The sequence below is a fragment of the Pseudoxanthomonas sp. genome, assembly GCF_002863005.1.
GTDB lineage: Bacteria > Pseudomonadota > Gammaproteobacteria > Xanthomonadales > Xanthomonadaceae > Pseudoxanthomonas_A.
Window position 1 is genome coordinate 87,390 of sequence record NZ_PKDG01000049.1, and the last position, 16,607, is coordinate 103,996.

The following is a 16,607-nucleotide window of genomic DNA, read 5'->3' on the forward strand; positions in this document are numbered from 1 at the left end:
CGCGTGATCAGCGACGTCCGCCAAAGATGCTGCCCAGGATGCCACGCACGATCTGGTTGCCCAGCTTGGTGCCGACCGTGCGCGTGGTCTGCTTGGCCATCGTCTCGATCATGCCCTGGCGGCGCTTGGTGCCGAACACCGCGTCCTTCACGGCCTGGCCGAAGCCGCCGGCGTCGGGATCGTCCTGCTCGGTCTTCGCTGGCGGCGCCTGGGCGGCCTGCGTGGCGGTCTCGGCGCGCTTGGCAAGCATTTCCGCGGCGGACTCGCGATCGACGCGGGTATCGTACTTGCCGCCGACGGGGCTGCCGTTGCGTACCTGCTGGCGTTCGCCTTCGTTGATCGCGCCCATCCGGCAGCGCGGCGGCGACACCATCGTCTGCTGCACGGGCGAGGGGATGCCCTTGTCCTGAAGCGTCGACACTAGCGCTTCGCCGGTGCCGAGCTTGGAGATCGCCTGGGCCACGTCGAGCTTGGGATTCGGCACGAAGGTCTCGGCGGCGGTCTTCACCGCCTTCTGGTCGCGCGGGGTGAACGCGCGCAGCGCATGCTGCACGCGGTTGCCCAGCTGGCCGAGGATGTTGTCCGGCACGTCGTCGGGGAACTGCGAGCAGAAGTAGACGCCCACGCCCTTGGAACGGATCAGCCGCACGACCTGTTCGATGCGCTGTTGCAGCGCGGGCGGGGAATCGTCGAACAGCAGGTGCGCTTCGTCGAAGACGAACACGAGTTTGGGTTTGTCCAGGTCGCCGACTTCCGGCAGCGTTTCGAACAGTTCCGACAGCAGCCACAGCAGGAAGCTGGAATACAGGCGGGGCTTCAGGATCAGCTGGTCCGCTGCGAGGATGCCGATCACGCCGCTGCCATCGGTGTTCGTGCGCATCAGGTCGGCCAGTTCCAGCGCCGGCTCGCCGAAGAACATCTCACCGCCTTCCTGTTCCAGCCGCAGCAGCGCACGCTGGATGGCGCCGACCGACTGCGTGCTCACCAGGCCGTAACTGGTGGAAATGTCCTTGCGCTCAGCGGCGACGAGACCCAGCAGGGCGCGCAGGTCTTCCAGGTCCAGCAGCAACAGCCCGCGGTCGTCGGCGAGCTTGAACACGATGTCCAGCACGCCACTCTGGGTGTCGTTGAGTTCCAGGATGCGCGAGAGCAGGGTGGGGCCCATCTCGCTGACCGTCGTGCGGACCGGATGGCCCAGCTTGCCGTAGAGATCCCAGAAGATCACCGGATTCGCGCCCGGCGCGTAGTCGGCGATGCCGATGTCCCTGGCCCGCTGCATGACGCGCTCGCTGCCATCGCCGGCGGTGGCGAGTCCGGCCACGTCGCCCTTCACGTCGGCCATGAACACGGGCACGCCCATGTGCGAGAAGCCTTCGGCCAGCGTCATCAGCGTGACCGTCTTGCCGGTACCGGTGGCGCCGGCCACCAGGCCATGGCGGTTGCCGAACTTCGGCTGCAGCGTGACCGGGATGTCGTCCGTGATGCCCTTGCCCAGCAGGATCGGATCCATGTGCAACCTCGCGTGGTGATGGCGCGATTCTAGCGGCTGGAAACCGCCTCCGGGATAAAGCGCTGAGACGCGTGACCTTGCCCCGGTCGCGCAGCCGGGGCTACCCTCCCGGCTCACACTCTGGATGCACACCTGATGTCGCTTGCGGTTCCTGCCTGTCTGCGCCTGTGGCCCGTTGCGGTCGCTCTTTCCCTCCTGCTGGTCTCCCCGCCTTCGCTGGCGCAACGCGTGTCCGCGAAGGATCGCGCCGCCGCGCAAGCGCTGGAACAGCGCATGGCCGCCGCCGAGAAGCGTTACCGCGACGGTCTGGTGCTGGTGGCCAACAGTGATCCGCGCGGCGCTACCGAGAGCGACGCCGCACTCGAGGACATGGAGGACGTGCTGGCGGCCTGCGTTCAGCAGCGCGGCTGTCAGGTGCCCACGCTGCTGGCGACCTACAAGCGGCTGCTGAAGGGCAACGCCGATGCGCAGGGAGAGGGCCCGGGAGACGAGGGCGAGACCCTCGACGCACTCGACGACGGCACCGACCACGCGGTGCCGGCCAGCGCCGCCATCCCCGAAACCGCACGCACCGCGGCGCTGCTGAACGACCAGCGCCATGCGTTCGACCGCATGGTCGAGTACAACCCGGCCATCCAGGCAGGCATCCGCCGCTGGCTGACCGACATGCGCCCGGCGCTGATCGACAGCTACGAGAATTATCAGAACATGCGCGCCGAGCTGTATCCCGCCTGGGAGCGCAGCGGCCTGCCGGAAGCGCTGCTGTTCGGCATCATGGCGAAGGAATCCAACGGGCGCGTGCATTCGACCTCGCGCGCGGGTGCGGCAGGGCCCATGCAGTTCATGTTCCACACCGGCGCCCGTTTCGGTCTGGGACGCGATGCGAGTGGCTTCGATACGCGCTACGACCCGTACGCCTCCGGCCAAGCCAGCGCGGAGTACATGAACGAGCGCATGCGCGGGCTCAACAACAACATCGAACTCGCCCTCGCGGCCTACAACGGGGGCGAGGGACGGGCTGCGCGCGTGTTCCGCGAGAACGGCGGCCTGGGCTTCTGGGACGATGTGGTCTACAGCCAGTTCCCCGGCGAGACGCGCGACTACGTGCCGATGGTGATCGCGGCGGCATGGCTGTTCCTGCACCCGCGCCAGTACGGACTGGAGTTTCCGAAGGTCACCGCGCAGCCGGCGACGCTGAAGCTGGCGCGCGACGCATCCATCTATGAGCTGACCATCTGCCTGGGCAATGGCGGCACGCGCGAGGGCTACATGCGCACGCTGCGCAACCTCAACCCGCGCTACCAGCCAGAGGCATGGATCCCCGCCGGCACCACGCTCAAGGCCAACGCGCGCATCGCGGGCCTGTACACGCGCCACTGCATCAGTGGCCCCCGCGCGGAACTGGCGCGCACGCTGGTGAGCGCCGATCCCGCGGCCGCCATCCGCCGCGCCTCGCGGACCGGCAATGTCGCCGTCGGCGATGTGACCCCCGTGGCCGGCGTGCCGACCACCGTCGCCTCCGGCGAGCCGCAACCAGCCGAACCGAAGGCGAAGCAGGCGCGGGATTACCGCGTCGCGAAGGGCGACACGCTGGGGCGCATCTCGCAGCGGTTCCAGTGCGACCTGAAGAAGCTCGCGCAGGCCAATAGGTTGAAGGCGCCGGCGTACGCCGTGCGGCCGGGGCAGGAGCTCAAGCTGGAAGGCTGCAGGAAGTAGCGTGCGCTATCCGCACGACCGGATGGTGCCGACTTGTTTGCAGTCGTGCGCACGGCGCACGCTACGGTTCGCGGGCTTCGGCGGTATCGATGCCTCCGGCACCGCACGGTTCCGCTGATACGCGCTTCGTGGGCGTGTCGCAGAGAACTGAAACGGCCGGAAGTAGCGTGCGCCATGCGCACGACAAAGTGATGTCGACTTTTTTGCAGTCGTGCGCAAGGCGCACGCTAGGGTTCGCCGGCGTCGACGGTGTCCATGTCACGGGTGGCTCGCCAGTCCGGAGGGTAGATGCCCGTGCGGATGTGCCGGGCGAAGCTCGAGTAAGGCCAGGACACGGCTGCGTCCACATGACCATGTTTAACCGGATTGAAGTGGATGTAGTCGACATGCCGCCGCAGGTCGTCGGCGTCACGAATCAGGTGCTCCCAGTAGCGTCGCTGCCATAGCCCGCTTTCACGACGTGCGACCATCGAGCAGGCGCGCGCCATCGGCGGTAGGCCCGCCAGCTGGGACGTCCTGCGCTTGATGATCGACCAGCGTCGCGGATAGTCCGTATCCCCTTCCGGAAGTGTCCAGATCACATGAAGGTGGTCCGGCAGTATGACCCAGGCCGGCATCGAGAACGGCAGCATGTCCCGAACTTCGCGTATCGCTATGCCGAAGGCCGAGATGACGCGAGGGTCAGTAAGCAGGGGGCGTCGTCGTGCCGCCGCGGCGGTGAAGAACCACGTCGCGCCTGGCTGGAACACACGTCGGAACGTCGCCATCCTTGGCCACCTCTCGGAAACAAACGGTCATGATGACGTCCACGTGGCGCGGGCGCTATTAACAATGCGCGTCGGACAGGAAAGGGACTCGGTGAAGATCGCCTAGGGTGAGAGATGCACCGCGCGGTCGTTCGCGTGGCGCACGCTAAGATTCGGGCGGAGCGCGTGGTCCACCCAGCGTACGCTGCGCGCACGACGATGTGATGCATGGTGGGATCTTGTACGCGGGGTTACATCGTGCAGTCGTGCGCAGGGCGCACGCTACGGAGCGAGGTTATTGCCTCAGCTTCGCGAGCGCCTGACCCAGTCTTACCGGCGATTCCGCCTTCAGCTCCGGCACGAGCGTCGCCACGCCTTGCGGCAGCAGCACGATGACGGTCGAGCCGTAGTTGAACCTTGCCATCTCCGCGAACCGTTCCAGCGTGATGCCCTTGCCGCGGTAATCCTTGCGGGTGATGGCAGTGCCATAGGCGGGAATCTCTTCGCCGCTCCACACCGTTTCCACGCCGGAGACGAGCAGGGCGCCGACCATCACCGACACCATCGGTCCGAAATCGGTGTCGAAGTGGCAGACCAGTCGCTCGTTGCGCGCGAACAGGCGCGGCACGTTCGCCACCGCATCGGTGCCGACACTGAAGAGGCGGCCGGGCACGTGGACCGTTTCGCGCAACGTGCCGGTCCACGGCATGTGCACGCGGTGGTAGTCGCGTGGCGACAGGTACACGGTGGCGAACACGCCGTGGCGGAAGGGTTCCGCATCCGCCGCGTCGCCCAGCAGCTCGGCGGCGGTGAACGATTGGCCCTTGGCCTGGAAGATGCGGCCATCCTCGATGGGGCCGCACTGGCTGATGTGGCCGTCGGCCGGCATCAGCAGCGCGCGCGGGTCGGCATCGGCAACCCGTGCGCCCGGCCTCAGTGCGCGGGTGAAAAAGGCGTTGAAGCTCGGGTAGGACAGGGGGTCGGGATTGGCGGCTTCACCGAGGTCGACATTGAATTTCCGCGTCACCGTATCGATCAGCCAGCGGCTGACGCCTGGCGAGGTCGAATAGGCCAGCCGGCGCGCCAGCGACGACAGGAAGCGGTGCGGCAGTACGTAGGTCAGCGAGGTCAGCAGGCTCATTTTGACGCCGCCTCGGTCAGCGCGCGCATGTCGGCGGCGATCGCCCTGGGCTGGAATGGCGGGCGGATCAGCCCGGCCAGGCGGCCCTGCGGGTCGAGTACGCCGATCGCGGACGAGTGGTCCATGCTGTAGTCGTTCGGGTTCTGTTCGAAGCCTTCGCCGGGGACCTTCATGAAGACGAAGCCCAGCGACCTTGCGAAGTTCTCCAGGGTCGGGATGTCGGCCGTGGCTGCCATCGTGTCGGGATGGAAGGCGTGGGCGTACTCGCCGATGCGGGTCGGCGTGTCGCGCTCGGGGTCGACCGAGACGAACAGCACGCGCGGGCGGGTCGAGTCGGGCAGGTCCTTCCACTGCGCCTGGGCCTGTGCCAGCTCGGTCAGCGTGGTCGGGCAAACGTCGGGGCAGAAGGTGAAGCCGAGGAAGACGAGCGTCCAGTGGCCCTTCAGTTCCCCGTCGGTGAGCTGGGTGCCGTCGGATTGGCGCAGCGAGAATGGCGGCAGCGGCCGCGGCTGCGGAAACAGGGTCACCGTCTGGGTCGCTGGCCATTGCGTGGCGGGCGTGACGGGGCCGAAGAATTTCTGCGCGGCCAGCAGGCCCAGGCCGGCGGCCAGCGCCAGGACGAGGATGAGGCCGATCTTCTTGTTGAACATGCGCTGGGGATTCCCACGATGGAAGGGCGCGGCCACACGGGCCGGGGGCCGCATGGGCGCGGCGGCAAGGCGGCCATGATACCGGGGCAGCCCCTATAATCGGCGGCCTTCGCCGTCCCGGCGTCTTCACAAGCCTTGCCATGACTGCCGACGTCGCCGCCGAACTGCACACCATCATCGACCTGATCCGGTACGGCGCCAGCCGCTTCAACGGGGCCGGCCTGACCTTCGGCCACAGCTACGACAACGCGCTGGACGAGGCCTCGCATCTGGTGCTGCACACGTTGCACCTGCCGCCCGACCTGGGCCCGGCCTACGGGCAGGCGCGCGTCACGGGTGCGGAGAAGGCCCAGGTGCTGGCGCTGTTCGAGCGACGCGTCAGCGAGCGCATCCCGGTCGCCTACCTGACCGGCGAGGCCTGGTTCGCCGGCCTGAGCTTCAAGAGCGATGCCCGTGCCCTGGTGCCGCGTTCGCCGATCGCGGAACTGATCGAAGCCGGCTTCGAGCCCTGGCTCGGCGGCCGCGACGTCACCCGTGCGCTGGACCTGTGCACAGGCTCCGGCTGCATCGCCATCGCGATGGGCCACTACAACCCGGACTGGCAGGTCGACGGCGTCGACATCAGTGACGACGCCCTGGCGCTGTCGGCGGAAAACAAGGCGCGCCTGCTGGCCGACAACGTGCAGTTCCTCAAGTCCGACCTGTTCGCCGGCCTGACCGGCAGGCACTACGACCTGATCGTCACCAACCCGCCCTACGTCACCAACGACGAGACCGACGCGCTGCCCAGGGAATATTCCTTCGAACCGGAACTTGGCCTGCGCGCCGGCGAGGACGGGCTGGACCTGGTGCTGAAGATCCTGCGCGATGCGCCGCTGCACCTGAGCCAGGACGGCCTGCTGATCTGCGAAGTGGGCGAGTCCGAGCGTGCACTGGTCGCGCTGCTGCCGGACGTCGAATTCACGTGGATCGAGTTCAAGGTGGGGCAGATGGGCATCTTCGCCGTCGAATGCGCCGAACTGATCCGCCACAACGCGCGGATCAGCGCGCTCGCCGCCACGCGGAAGTAGCGCGTCTCGCACGCGGTCCGCGGCGGTTGCGCCTGCAACCGTCGCGGCCAACGTTGGCGCACTGCACAATAGGGCGCCCGGCGTGCGATGCTTCAACGCCCGGCAGGATGGTTCCACAGCGGAGCGGCGCTTGAGCAGCAACAGTTTCGGAAAACTCCTCACGGTCACCACGTTCGGCGAATCGCACGGGCCGGCGATCGGTTGCGTCGTCGACGGCTGCCCGCCGGGGCTGCACATCGCGCCCGAGGAGTTCCGTCACGACCTGGAGCGCCGCGCGACCGGCAAGTCGCGGCATGTGTCCGCGCGCCGCGAGGCCGATGAGGTCGAGATCCTCAGCGGCGTTTACGAAGGCCGCACCACCGGCACGCCGATCGCGCTTCTGATCCGCAATACCGACCAGCGCAGCAAGGACTACACCGACATCGCCCGGCAGTTCCGCCCGGGGCATGCGGACTACACCTACTGGCAGAAGTACGGCATCCGCGACCCGCGTGGTGGCGGACGTTCGTCGGCGCGCGAAACCACCATGCGCGTCGCGGCGGGCGTGATCGCCAAGAAGTGGTTGCAGCAGCGTTACGGCGTCACGGTGCGCGGCTACCTCTCGCAGCTCGGACCGATCACCCCCGAAGGCTTCGACTGGAGCGCGGTGGAGGACAACCCGTTCTTCTGGCCGCACGCGGCGCAGGTGCCGGCGCTGGAAACCTATATGGACGCGCTGCGCAAGTCGGGCGACTCCATAGGCGCGCGCGTCAATGTCGTCGCCGACGGCGTGCCCGCCGGCTGGGGCGAGCCGATCTACGGCAAGCTGGACGGTGATCTCGCCGCCGCGCTGATGAGCATCAATGCGGTGAAGGGCGTGGAGATCGGCGACGGTTTCGCTGCGGTTACCCAGAAGGGCACCGAGCATCGCGACCTGATGACGCCCGACGGGTTCCTGTCCAACCACGCGGGCGGCATCCTTGGCGGCATCTCCACTGGCCAGCAGGTCACCGCGTCCATCGTGCTGAAGCCGACCTCGAGCCTGCGCCTGCCGGGCGCGACCGTGGATGTGGACGGCAATACGGTGGATGTCATCACCACCGGTCGCCACGACCCCTGCGTCGGCATCCGTGCCACGCCCATCGCCGAGGCGATGATGGCGCTGGTGCTGATGGACCAGGCGCTGCGCCATCGCGCGCAGTGCGGTGATGTCGGCGTCGTGCCGCCGCAGGTCCCCGGCAGCCTCGATGGCTGAGTCGCGGCCGCGCGTCTGGGTGTCGCAACCGCTGTTCGACGACATCGTCGAGCGGCTGGAGGCGCACTTCGACGTGCGTTCGACTCCGGAGGTCATCGAGCACGCACCCCAGGCCATCGCCGACGCGTTGCGCGACAGCGCGGGTGCGCTGGTGACGCTGAACGAACGCATCGGGGCGCAGGAAATCGGCGCCGCCACGCAGCTGCGCGCGATCGCCAACGTGGGCGTGGGCTACAACAACCTCGATGTCGACGCGTTGACGCAGGCCGGCATCGTCGCCACCAATACGCCGGGCGTACTCACCGAGACCACGGCCGATTTCGGCTTCGCATTGCTGATGGCGACAGCGCGCCGGATCACCGAGGCCGAACGCTGGCTGCGCGAGGGCCAGTGGCTGCAGTGGTCGTTCGGCACCCTGCTGGGCGCCGACCTTCATGGCAGCACGCTGGGCATCGTGGGCATGGGCCGGATCGGGCAGGGCATCGCGCGCCGCGCGCGCGGCTTCGGCATGCGCGTGCTGTACCACAACCGCAGCCGGTTGCCGGACTTCGTCGAGCGGGAATGCGGTGCGGACTACGCGAGCTTCGACGATGTGCTCGCCCAGGCCGACCACGTGGTGCTGGCGCTGCCGTACGCACCGCAGGTCCACCACCTGGTCGACGCGGCCGCGCTGGCGAAGATGAAGCCGACCGCCACGCTGGTGAACATCGCGCGCGGTGGCATCATCGACGAGGTCGCACTGGCCGATGCGCTGGGCAACGGACGCCTGGCCGCCGCAGGCCTGGACGTCTACGAAGGCGAACCCGCCGTGCGGCCCGAACTGCTCGCGCTGCGCAACGTGGTGCTGACGCCGCATATCGCCAGCGCCAGCCTCGCCACGCGCCGCGCGATGGTGTCGCTGGCGGTGGACAACCTGATCGCCGCGCTGGGCGAGGGTCCGGACGCGGGTCATCCGCCGACGCCGGTCAATCCGGAAGCGCTGGCCATCGCCGGCACCATCAAAACCACCATCGCCAAACGTCAGGGAGCCTGAGGCACGTCCGCAGGTTCCCCGAACACAGCCTTCTCCCGTCTGCTGTCTTCACTCCTCCCTTCGCGAAACCCCTCCATGAGCAACCAGAACCGTAGCTTCAACGTCGCCGTCGTGGGCGCCACCGGCGCCGTCGGCGAAACCATGCTGTCCATCCTCGCCGAACGCGATTTCCCGATCGGCAAGCTCGTCGCCCTGGCGTCCGAGCGTTCCGCCGGCAACAGCGTCGAGTTCAACGGCGAAAAGATCACCGTGCAGGACCTGGCCACCTTCGATCCGACCGGCATCGACATCGCGCTGTTCTCGGCAGGCGGCGGCATCTCCAAGGAATTCGCGCCGAAGTTTGCCGCGGCCGGTGCCGTCGTCATCGACAACTCCTCGGCCTTCCGCTACGACGGCGACGTCCCCCTGGTCGTCAGCGAAGTGAACCCGGAGCAGGTGCAGAACCGCCCGCGCGGCATTATCGCCAACCCGAACTGCTCGACCATGCAGATGCTGGTCGCGCTCGCGCCCATCCACCGCAAGGTCGGCATCGAGCGCATCAACGTGGCGACCTACCAGTCGGTCTCGGGCGCCGGGCGTTCGGCACTCGAAGAGCTCGGCCGCCAGACCGGCGCGCTGCTGAACTTCCAGGACCCCGATCCGCAACGCTTCCCGGTGCAGATCGCCTTCAACCTGATCCCCCACATCGACGACTTCCTCGACAACGGCTTCACCAAGGAAGAGATGAAGCTGGTGTGGGAAACGCGCAAGATCCTCGGCGACGACAGCATCCAGGTGAATCCCACCGCCGTGCGCGTGCCGGTGTTCTACGGCCACTCCGAAGCCGTCGCCATCGAAACACGCGACAAGATCACCGCCGCGGACGCGCGCGCGCTGCTGGCGTCGTCGCCAGGGGTGGAGGTCGTCGACGATCGCGCACCCGGCGGCTATCCCACGCCGGTCACGCATGCCTCGGGCAACGATGCGGTCTACGTGGGCCGCATCCGCGAAGACCTCTCGCACCCGCGCGGCCTGAACCTGTGGATCGTGTCCGACAACATCCGCAAGGGCGCCGCCCTGAACGCCGTGCAGATCGCCGAGCTGGTGGCGAAAAACGGCTGAGCCGCTATAGTCGTGGCCGGGAAAACTTGGGGAAGGGCCGTGAAACCGAAGCACAGACCTCGGGCGGCAAGACTCCACCTGGCCGGCATGATCGGGCTGGGGCTGGCGTTGCTGAGCAACGCAGCCCTCGCGCTCGGCCTGGGGGAGATCAAGGTCAAATCGCAACCCGGCCAGCCCTTGCTGGCCGAGATCCCGGTCATTTCCAGCGAACCGGGCGAACTCGAGCAACTGCGTGCGCGCCTGGCGTCGCCGGTGACGTTCGAGCGCGTCGGCTTGCCGCGACCGCAGGGGCTGGTCAACGAACTGGACTTCACGGTCGCGCTGGACGACGCCGGGCGTCCGGTGGTGCGCGTCACCAGCCGTACGCCGGTGGACGTGGCGGCGGTGAACTTCCTGATCGAGGTCGACTGGGGCCAGGGGCGGCTGGTGCGCGAGTATTCGGCGCTCGTCAGCGCGCCGGGCACGCTGGCGGCGGCAGAACAGCCGGTGATCGACGCGCCGGTTGCCGCGCCTACCGACACCATCAGCCGTCCGGTCGAACCGGTCGCCTCGACGCCGCAGGAAACGGCGGAAGCATCGCCTGAAACGCCCGCGCAGCCCACGCCGGCACCGCCATCGGCGGCGGCGGCACCCGTTGCGTCGGTTGCACAGGCGGCTTCCGTTGCGCCCGGTGGTACGTTGGCACCGGTGCGTCGTGGCCAGTCGCTTTCCCAGATCGCGGCGCCGCTGGCGCGCGAGCAGGGCTACACGCTGGACCAGGCGATGGTCGCACTGCTGCGCGCCAATCCCGAGGCCTTCATCAACGGCAACCTCAACCTGCTGAAGCAGGGCGCGGTGTTGCGCGTCCCGGACGTGGCGGACGCGCAGACGATCCTGGAGGGTGAAGCCGCGGCGCTGGTGCGCAGCCAGATCGCGGAGTGGCGTCGCGCACGCGCGCCCATTCCGCAACCGGCCGCCGTGGTCGACCCCGCGCCAGCGACGGCGCCTGCCGCGGCGGCATCCCGCCCGCCACCGGTGGCGGATGCACGGCTGGAAATCGCGCCCGCGGCCACGAGCACGTCGGGTTCTGGAACGCAGTCCGGCGTCAGTGCCGGCGGTGAGGGCGAGATGTTGGCGAACGAACAGTTGCAGCAGTCGAAGGAAGACCTGGCCGCGCGCGAAGCGGAAGTACAGGAGCTGCGCTCGCAGGTCGCGGACCTGGAAAAGCTCAAGGCGCAGCAGGAACAACTGCTGGCCATGAAGGACAGCGATCTCGCCGCCGCACAGCAGCGGCTGGCGCAGAGCAACGGCAGCGACGGTGGCGTGCCGGTGTGGGCATGGGCAGGCTTCGGCCTGCTGTTCGCGGGCGCGCTGGCCTGGGGATTCGCGCAACGTCGCCAGCGCCTGTCGCCCGCGCCGGTACCGCGCAACCCGGTGTTCGGCAAGGCCCCTGCAGAGAGCCGCGCTGCCGAACTCGCTGCCGTGATCCCGCAGACGGTGCCCGAGGCGGAGACGGCGCCGAGCCCGGTGCTGGAGCCGTCCGTCGCCGCGCCGCCCAAGGTCGCGCCGACCCCGGTAGCCAAGCCTGCGAAGGGGCCCACCTGGCACGCAGGCGGGGCTGCCTCCGGCGCACCGGTGGCACCTGCGCCGACGCCGGCGCCGGCCGGCCGCGACCGTCTTGAACTGGCGGTGGCCTACCTCGACCTGGGCGACGTGGCCACGGCCCGTGATCTGCTGAACGAAGTGGCGGCGGGCAACGATACCGGCGCGCGCGACGAAGCCCTGCAGCTGCTCCGCGATATCGGATGAAAGGCGCGGAGTGATGTCGTGACGCGCTATGCGCTGGGTGTCGAATACGACGGCAGCGAATTCCTGGGATGGCAACGGCTGAGCAAATCCGGCACGCCGGACGACACCCGCACCGTGCAGTCGGCGCTGGAACTCGCGCTGTCGTCCGTCGCCGATGCCCGGGTGGATACGATCTGCGCCGGCCGCACCGACGCCGGTGTGCATGCCCAGTGCCAGGTCGTGCATTTCGACAGCGACGCGGCGCGGACGCCACGGGGCTGGCTGCTGGGGGCGACGGCGCGGTTGCCGCCTGCCGTCTGCGTACGCTGGTGTCAGCCGGTGGCCAAGGATTTCCACGCGCGCTTCTCGGCGCGTGCCCGCCGCTACCGTTACACGCTGGTCAACCGCCTGGCGCGACCGGCGATGGAGCGGCAATACCTCAGCTGGGAAAAGATCCCGCTAGATGCCGATGCCATGCACCGCGCCGCCCAAGTGCTGGTCGGCGAGAACGACTTCAGCGCGTTCCGCACCGTGCATTGCCAGTCGCCGCATGCGATGCGCAATCTCCATGCGATTTCGGTGGCGCGACAGGGCGAGCGGGTGGTCGTGGAGGTGCAGGCCAATGCCTTCCTGCACCACATGGTGCGCAACATCGTCGGTTCGCTGCTGGTGGTGGGGCGGGGTGAGCGGCCGGAAACTTGGGTGGGCGAGCTGCTGGCTGGCCGTGATCGCACGGTGGCCGGACCGACCGCACCGCCGGATGGCCTGGTCTTCGTCAGTCCGCTGTACCCGGCGGAGTGGCAGCTGCCCGCGGAAGTGACGCTGCAGGACACGCCCGTCGCGACCGCGGCGCCGTTGTAGGAGCGGACGATGTCCGCACTGCTTTTCCAGGCACGCCCGCCCGGCGGATAGGTCCCGCCGGCATGGCCCGGCTCCGCGCGATCTCCCGAAAGCGGCTACGCTTCCGCGACGCCCGACCTTTTCCCCCACCATGCACATGCGCATCAAATTCTGTGGCCTGACGCGTGCCGAGGATGTCCGCCTGGCGGTCGAACTGGGCGTGGACTACGTCGGCCTGGTGTTCGCGCCGCACAGTCCGCGCCGGCTGCTGCTCGGCCAGGCGCGCATGCTGCGCGACCTGGTGCCGGAAGAGATCGCGGTGGTCGCGCTGGCCATGGACAACACGCGTGGCGACATCGAGCACATCGTGGAATCGCTGCAGCCCGACCTGCTGCAGTTCCATGGCGACGAAGACGATGCATTCGCGACCTCCTTCGGGCGCCCGTACTGGAAGGCGATCGCGATGGGCGGGCAGGACGCGGGCGTATTCGCCCGCGTGTCGGCCTATCCGGGCGCGCAGGGCTTCCTGTTCGACGGCCACGCCGCAGGCGAGCAGGGGGGGAGCGGGCAGCGCTTCGATTGGCGCCGCATGCCCGCGTCCACCGACAAGCCGTTCCTGCTGGCCGGCGGCCTGACGCCCGAGAACGTCGGCCTCGCGCTGCGCACGGCGCGTCCTTGGGGCGTCGATGTGTCCAGCGGCATCGAAACGGCGCCCGGCGTGAAAGACGGGGAGAAGATGCGTCGGTTCGTCGAGGCCGTGCGCGAGGCCGAAACCGGCGCTTGAGCTCAGGCCAGCGCGGTGTGCAACCAAGCCGCCAGCGCCGGTATCCGTGGGTCCGGGTTGCCGCGCCGGCCACACAGCGCCCACTGCCCGCCGGTATCGGTGAACCCCCAGGGGGCGACCAGGCGTCCGCCTTCGAGATCGGCCTGTACCAGTTCCTGCGGCGCGATGGCCACGCCCAGCCCGGCGACGGCGGCTTCCAGAAGATAGGTCAGGTGATCGAAGCCGGCGCCCCGCCGCGGCTGCCCGATATCCAGGCCCTGGGTGGCGAACCAGCGCGGCCAGGCCTGTGGACGCGAGGCGGTGTGCAGCACGGGCTCGTCGGCGAGCACTGCGGGTGGCGCGCCCGACAGCGCGGCGAACCGGACATGCCTTGGGCTGAGCACCGGTCCGATCCGCTCGGGCGCCAGCAGGTGCACATCCCAGCCTGAGGGCCAGGGGGCCTCGCCGACCAGCAGGGCCGCGTCGAGTCCGGTGAGGGCGTCGTCGAACCCTCCCTCCTGTGCCGACAGGTGCAGCGTCAGCGTCGGCAGGTCGACCGCCAGTCGCTCGAGCCGGGGGATCACCCAGCGCGCCAGCAGGCTGCCCGGGCAGCCGAGCACGAAAGCCAGCGGCCGGCGGTCGCGCTGCATCGCAGCCCAGCCAGCCTGGAGCGAAGAGAATGCGTCGCCGGCCAGGTCGCGCAGGCGCAGGCCATCGGCCGTGAGCGCCAGGCCGCGACCATCGCGGACGAACAGCGGGCGGCCCAGCGCCTCTTCCAGAGTGCGCACATGCCGGCTGACCGCTCCGTGGGTGACGTGCAGCTCGGCGGCCGCACGACTGACGCTGCCCAACCGGGCTGCCGCTTCGAACGCGCGCAGGGCATTGAGCGGAGGAAGAGGTCGTGACATGGCGTCAGTTTAAGTCACGGATTGGTCAGATTTCATGGGTTTTTCGTCCACAACCTGTGCGATACAGTGACGGCTCGCCCTCGCTGGACACAAGACCATGGCCGCCGCTGCCGACTATCACGCCTACCCCGATGCTGCCGGCCACTTCGGCCGGCATGGCGGCCGCTTCGTCGCCGAAACCCTGATCGGCCCCCTGCAGGAACTGGCCGCCGCCTACGACACCGCCCGTGTCGATCCGGCCTTCATCGCTGCCTTCGACAAGGACCTGAAGCACTACGTCGGCCGGCCCAGCCCGATCTACCACGCGGAGCGCCTGAGCCGTGAAGTGGGCGGCGCACAGATCCTGCTCAAGCGCGAGGACCTGAACCACACCGGCGCGCACAAGATCAACAACACCATCGGGCAGGCGCTGCTGGCCAGCCGGATGGGCAAGAAGCGGATCATCGCCGAGACCGGCGCGGGCCAGCACGGCGTGGCCAGCGCCACCGTCGCCACCCGGCTGGGCCTGGAGTGCGTGGTGTACATGGGCGCCACCGACATCGAGCGCCAGAAGATCAACGTCTATCGCATGAAGCTGCTCGGCGCGACCGTGGTGCCGGTGACCAGCGGTTCGGCCACGCTGAAGGACGCACTGAACGAAGCGATGCGCGACTGGGTGACCAACGTGCACGACACGTTCTACATCATCGGCACCGTCGCCGGCCCGGACCCGTATCCGCGCATGGTGCGCGACTTCAACGCCGTGGTCGGCCGCGAGGCGAGGGCGCAGATGCTGGCCGACTACGGCCGCCTGCCGGATGCGATCACCGCCTGCGTAGGCGGCGGCAGCAACGCGATCGGCCTGTTCCATGCCTTCCTCAACGATCCGGGCGTGCGCATCGTCGGCGCGGAAGCGGCGGGCGACGGCATCGAGACCGGTCGCCATGCCTCGTCGCTGTCGGCGGGACGCATCGGCGTGCTGCACGGCAACCGCACCTACGTGATCTGCGACGACGACGGGCAGATCATCGAAACGCATTCGATCTCCGCCGGCCTGGACTACCCGGGCGTCGGGCCGGAACACGCGTTCCTGAAGGACAGCGGACGCGCGGAGTATGTCGGCGTCACCGACGACGAAGCGCTCGCTGCATTCCATCGCCTGACACGCACCGAGGGCATCCTGCCGGCGCTGGAATCCAGCCACGCGGTCGCCCAGGCGATCAAGCTGGCGCGCGAACTGCCGAAGGACCAGCTGGTGCTGTGCAACCTGTCCGGTCGTGGCGACAAGGACGTGCACACCATCGCCGCACGCGAGGGGATCAGCCTGTGAGCCGCTTCGAAACCAAGTTCGCCGAACTGAAGACTGCGGGCCGCAAGGCGCTGGTGCCGTTCATCACCGCCGGCGACCCATCGCTGGAATCGACGGTGCCGGTGATGCACGCGCTGGTGGACGCCGGTGCCGACGTGATCGAACTCGGCGTGCCGTTCTCCGACCCGATGGCCGACGGCCCGGTCATCCAGCGCAGTTCCGAGCGCGCGCTGGCGCGTGGCGCCGGGCTGCGCTACGTGCTGGAGGCCGTGGAGGTGTTCCGCCAGCAGGACGACACGACGCCCATCGTGCTGATGGGTTACCTGAACCCGGTGGAGATCCACGGTGCAGGGCGCTTCGCCCGCGAGGCGGTCGCGGCGGGCGTCGACGGCGTTCTGCTGGTCGACCTGCCGCCGGAAGAGGCCGAAGAGACGCGCGCGGTGTTCAACCGTGAAGGGCTCGCCCTGATCGCGCTGGCGTCGCCGACCACCTCGCCCGAGCGCCTACGGATGCTGTGCGAGACCGCGCAGGGCTACCTGTACTACGTCAGTTTCGCGGGCGTGACGGGCGCGTCCGATCGCCTGGACACCGCAGCGGCGGGCGAACGGCTGAAGCAGCTGCAGGCAGGCTCCCACGTTCCCGTGGTGGCGGGCTTCGGCATCCGCGACGCCGGCAGTGCCCGTGCGATGGCGGCCGATGCCGATGGCGTCGTGGTCGGCAGTGCGCTGGTGGCGGCGCTGGCCGACGCCGAAGGCGATGCACCTGCCCGCGCGTCCGCCTTCCTCGCCCCGCTGCGGGCGGCGCTGGACGCCTGAACCACCGTACGGCTGTGCATGGACG

15 protein-coding genes are annotated in these 16,607 nt (G+C 68.8%); 10 read left to right on the forward strand and 5 right to left on the reverse strand.

Annotated elements, in window-relative coordinates; translation table 11 throughout:
* Positions 1-7 precede the first annotated feature (7 nt).
* Positions 8-1,642, reverse strand: coding sequence for a helicase HerA-like domain-containing protein (locus CYU89_RS16485; protein ID WP_296282637.1), 1,635 nt, complete (start codon positions 1,640-1,642; stop codon positions 8-10).
* 3 nt (positions 1,643-1,645) lie between these two features.
* Between CYU89_RS16485 and CYU89_RS16490 the strand changes: the two genes are divergently transcribed.
* Positions 1,646-3,226 (forward strand): transglycosylase SLT domain-containing protein, encoded by a 1,581-nt coding sequence (locus CYU89_RS16490; RefSeq protein ID WP_296282638.1) that lies wholly within the window; start codon positions 1,646-1,648, stop codon positions 3,224-3,226.
* 227 nt (positions 3,227-3,453) lie between these two features.
* On the opposite strand, the gene CYU89_RS16495 is transcribed toward CYU89_RS16490, so the two are convergent.
* From CYU89_RS16495 to CYU89_RS16505, 3 genes are all read right to left on the reverse strand, one after another.
* Positions 3,454-3,993, reverse strand: coding sequence for a transposase (locus tag CYU89_RS16495; RefSeq protein WP_296282639.1), 540 nt, complete (start codon positions 3,991-3,993; stop codon positions 3,454-3,456).
* 274 nt (positions 3,994-4,267) lie between these two features.
* Positions 4,268-5,113, reverse strand: a complete 846-nt coding sequence (gene asd / locus CYU89_RS16500) for an archaetidylserine decarboxylase (RefSeq protein WP_296282640.1) — start codon at positions 5,111-5,113, stop codon at positions 4,268-4,270.
* Positions 5,110-5,763, reverse strand: coding sequence for an SCO family protein (locus CYU89_RS16505; protein WP_296282641.1), 654 nt, complete (start codon positions 5,761-5,763; stop codon positions 5,110-5,112). Before CYU89_RS16505 ends, asd begins: the two co-directional genes overlap by 4 nt.
* A gap of 140 nt (positions 5,764-5,903) precedes the next feature.
* Here CYU89_RS16505 and prmB point away from each other — a divergent pair, with 140 nt between their 5' ends.
* The 7 genes from prmB to CYU89_RS16540 all read left to right on the forward strand — a co-directional run bounded on the left by prmB (position 5,904) and on the right by CYU89_RS16540 (position 13,592).
* Complete coding sequence (gene prmB / locus CYU89_RS16510; RefSeq protein ID WP_296282642.1) at positions 5,904-6,833, forward strand: 50S ribosomal protein L3 N(5)-glutamine methyltransferase; 930 nt, start codon at positions 5,904-5,906, stop codon at positions 6,831-6,833.
* Between the two features lie 130 nt (positions 6,834-6,963).
* The gene (aroC, locus tag CYU89_RS16515; protein WP_296282643.1) at positions 6,964-8,067 is read left to right on the forward strand and encodes a chorismate synthase; all 1,104 of its coding nucleotides are present in this window, start codon (positions 6,964-6,966) and stop codon (positions 8,065-8,067) included.
* Positions 8,060-9,100: a D-glycerate dehydrogenase gene (locus CYU89_RS16520; protein ID WP_296282644.1), complete on the forward strand. Its 1,041-nt coding sequence runs from the start codon at positions 8,060-8,062 to the stop codon at positions 9,098-9,100. The genes aroC and CYU89_RS16520 overlap by 8 nt, the downstream gene beginning before the upstream one ends.
* 75 nt (positions 9,101-9,175) lie before the next feature.
* Complete coding sequence (locus CYU89_RS16525) at positions 9,176-10,201, forward strand: aspartate-semialdehyde dehydrogenase (protein WP_296282645.1); 1,026 nt, start codon at positions 9,176-9,178, stop codon at positions 10,199-10,201.
* Positions 10,202-10,288: 87 nt separating this feature from the next.
* On the forward strand, positions 10,289-11,989 hold the full coding sequence (locus CYU89_RS16530) for a FimV/HubP family polar landmark protein (RefSeq protein WP_296282646.1): 1,701 nt from the start codon (positions 10,289-10,291) through the stop codon (positions 11,987-11,989).
* An 18-nt stretch (positions 11,990-12,007) separates the two neighbouring features.
* Entirely contained in the window at positions 12,008-12,829 is an 822-nt protein-coding gene (truA, locus tag CYU89_RS16535) for a tRNA pseudouridine(38-40) synthase TruA (RefSeq protein WP_296282647.1), read from the forward strand.
* A gap of 130 nt (positions 12,830-12,959) precedes the next feature.
* Positions 12,960-13,592 (forward strand): phosphoribosylanthranilate isomerase, encoded by a 633-nt coding sequence (locus CYU89_RS16540; RefSeq protein WP_296282648.1) that lies wholly within the window; start codon positions 12,960-12,962, stop codon positions 13,590-13,592.
* 2 nt (positions 13,593-13,594) lie between these two features.
* Here the strand turns inward: CYU89_RS16540 and CYU89_RS16545 are convergent, their stop codons facing one another.
* Entirely contained in the window at positions 13,595-14,479 is an 885-nt protein-coding gene (locus CYU89_RS16545) for a LysR family transcriptional regulator (protein ID WP_296282649.1), read from the reverse strand.
* A 97-nt stretch (positions 14,480-14,576) separates the two neighbouring features.
* Here CYU89_RS16545 and trpB point away from each other — a divergent pair, with 97 nt between their 5' ends.
* Together trpB and trpA are read left to right on the forward strand one after the other, a co-directional pair.
* Positions 14,577-15,788, forward strand: a complete 1,212-nt coding sequence (trpB, locus tag CYU89_RS16550; protein ID WP_296282650.1) for a tryptophan synthase subunit beta — start codon at positions 14,577-14,579, stop codon at positions 15,786-15,788.
* Positions 15,785-16,582 carry a tryptophan synthase subunit alpha gene (gene trpA, locus CYU89_RS16555; protein ID WP_296282651.1) on the forward strand — a complete coding sequence of 266 codons (798 nt, stop codon included), beginning with the start codon at positions 15,785-15,787 and terminating at the stop codon, positions 16,580-16,582. Before trpB ends, trpA begins: the two co-directional genes overlap by 4 nt.
* Positions 16,583-16,607: the final 25 nt, after the last annotated feature.

Coding starts and splice junctions, on each gene's coding strand:
- prmB (WP_296282642.1), top strand. CDS start 5,904: ATGACTGCCGACGTCGCCGCCGAACTGCACACCATCATCGACCTGATC.
- trpB (WP_296282650.1), top strand. CDS start 14,577: ATGGCCGCCGCTGCCGACTATCACGCCTACCCCGATGCTGCCGGCCAC.
- CYU89_RS16490 (WP_296282638.1), top strand. CDS start 1,646: ATGTCGCTTGCGGTTCCTGCCTGTCTGCGCCTGTGGCCCGTTGCGGTC.
- CYU89_RS16520 (WP_296282644.1), top strand. CDS start 8,060: ATGGCTGAGTCGCGGCCGCGCGTCTGGGTGTCGCAACCGCTGTTCGAC.
- CYU89_RS16505 (WP_296282641.1), bottom strand. CDS start 5,763: ATGTTCAACAAGAAGATCGGCCTCATCCTCGTCCTGGCGCTGGCCGCC.
- asd (WP_296282640.1), bottom strand. CDS start 5,113: ATGAGCCTGCTGACCTCGCTGACCTACGTACTGCCGCACCGCTTCCTG.
- CYU89_RS16495 (WP_296282639.1), bottom strand. CDS start 3,993: ATGGCGACGTTCCGACGTGTGTTCCAGCCAGGCGCGACGTGGTTCTTC.
- CYU89_RS16530 (WP_296282646.1), top strand. CDS start 10,289: ATGATCGGGCTGGGGCTGGCGTTGCTGAGCAACGCAGCCCTCGCGCTC.
- CYU89_RS16525 (WP_296282645.1), top strand. CDS start 9,176: ATGAGCAACCAGAACCGTAGCTTCAACGTCGCCGTCGTGGGCGCCACC.
- CYU89_RS16545 (WP_296282649.1), bottom strand. CDS start 14,479: ATGTCACGACCTCTTCCTCCGCTCAATGCCCTGCGCGCGTTCGAAGCG.
- CYU89_RS16540 (WP_296282648.1), top strand. CDS start 12,960: ATGCACATGCGCATCAAATTCTGTGGCCTGACGCGTGCCGAGGATGTC.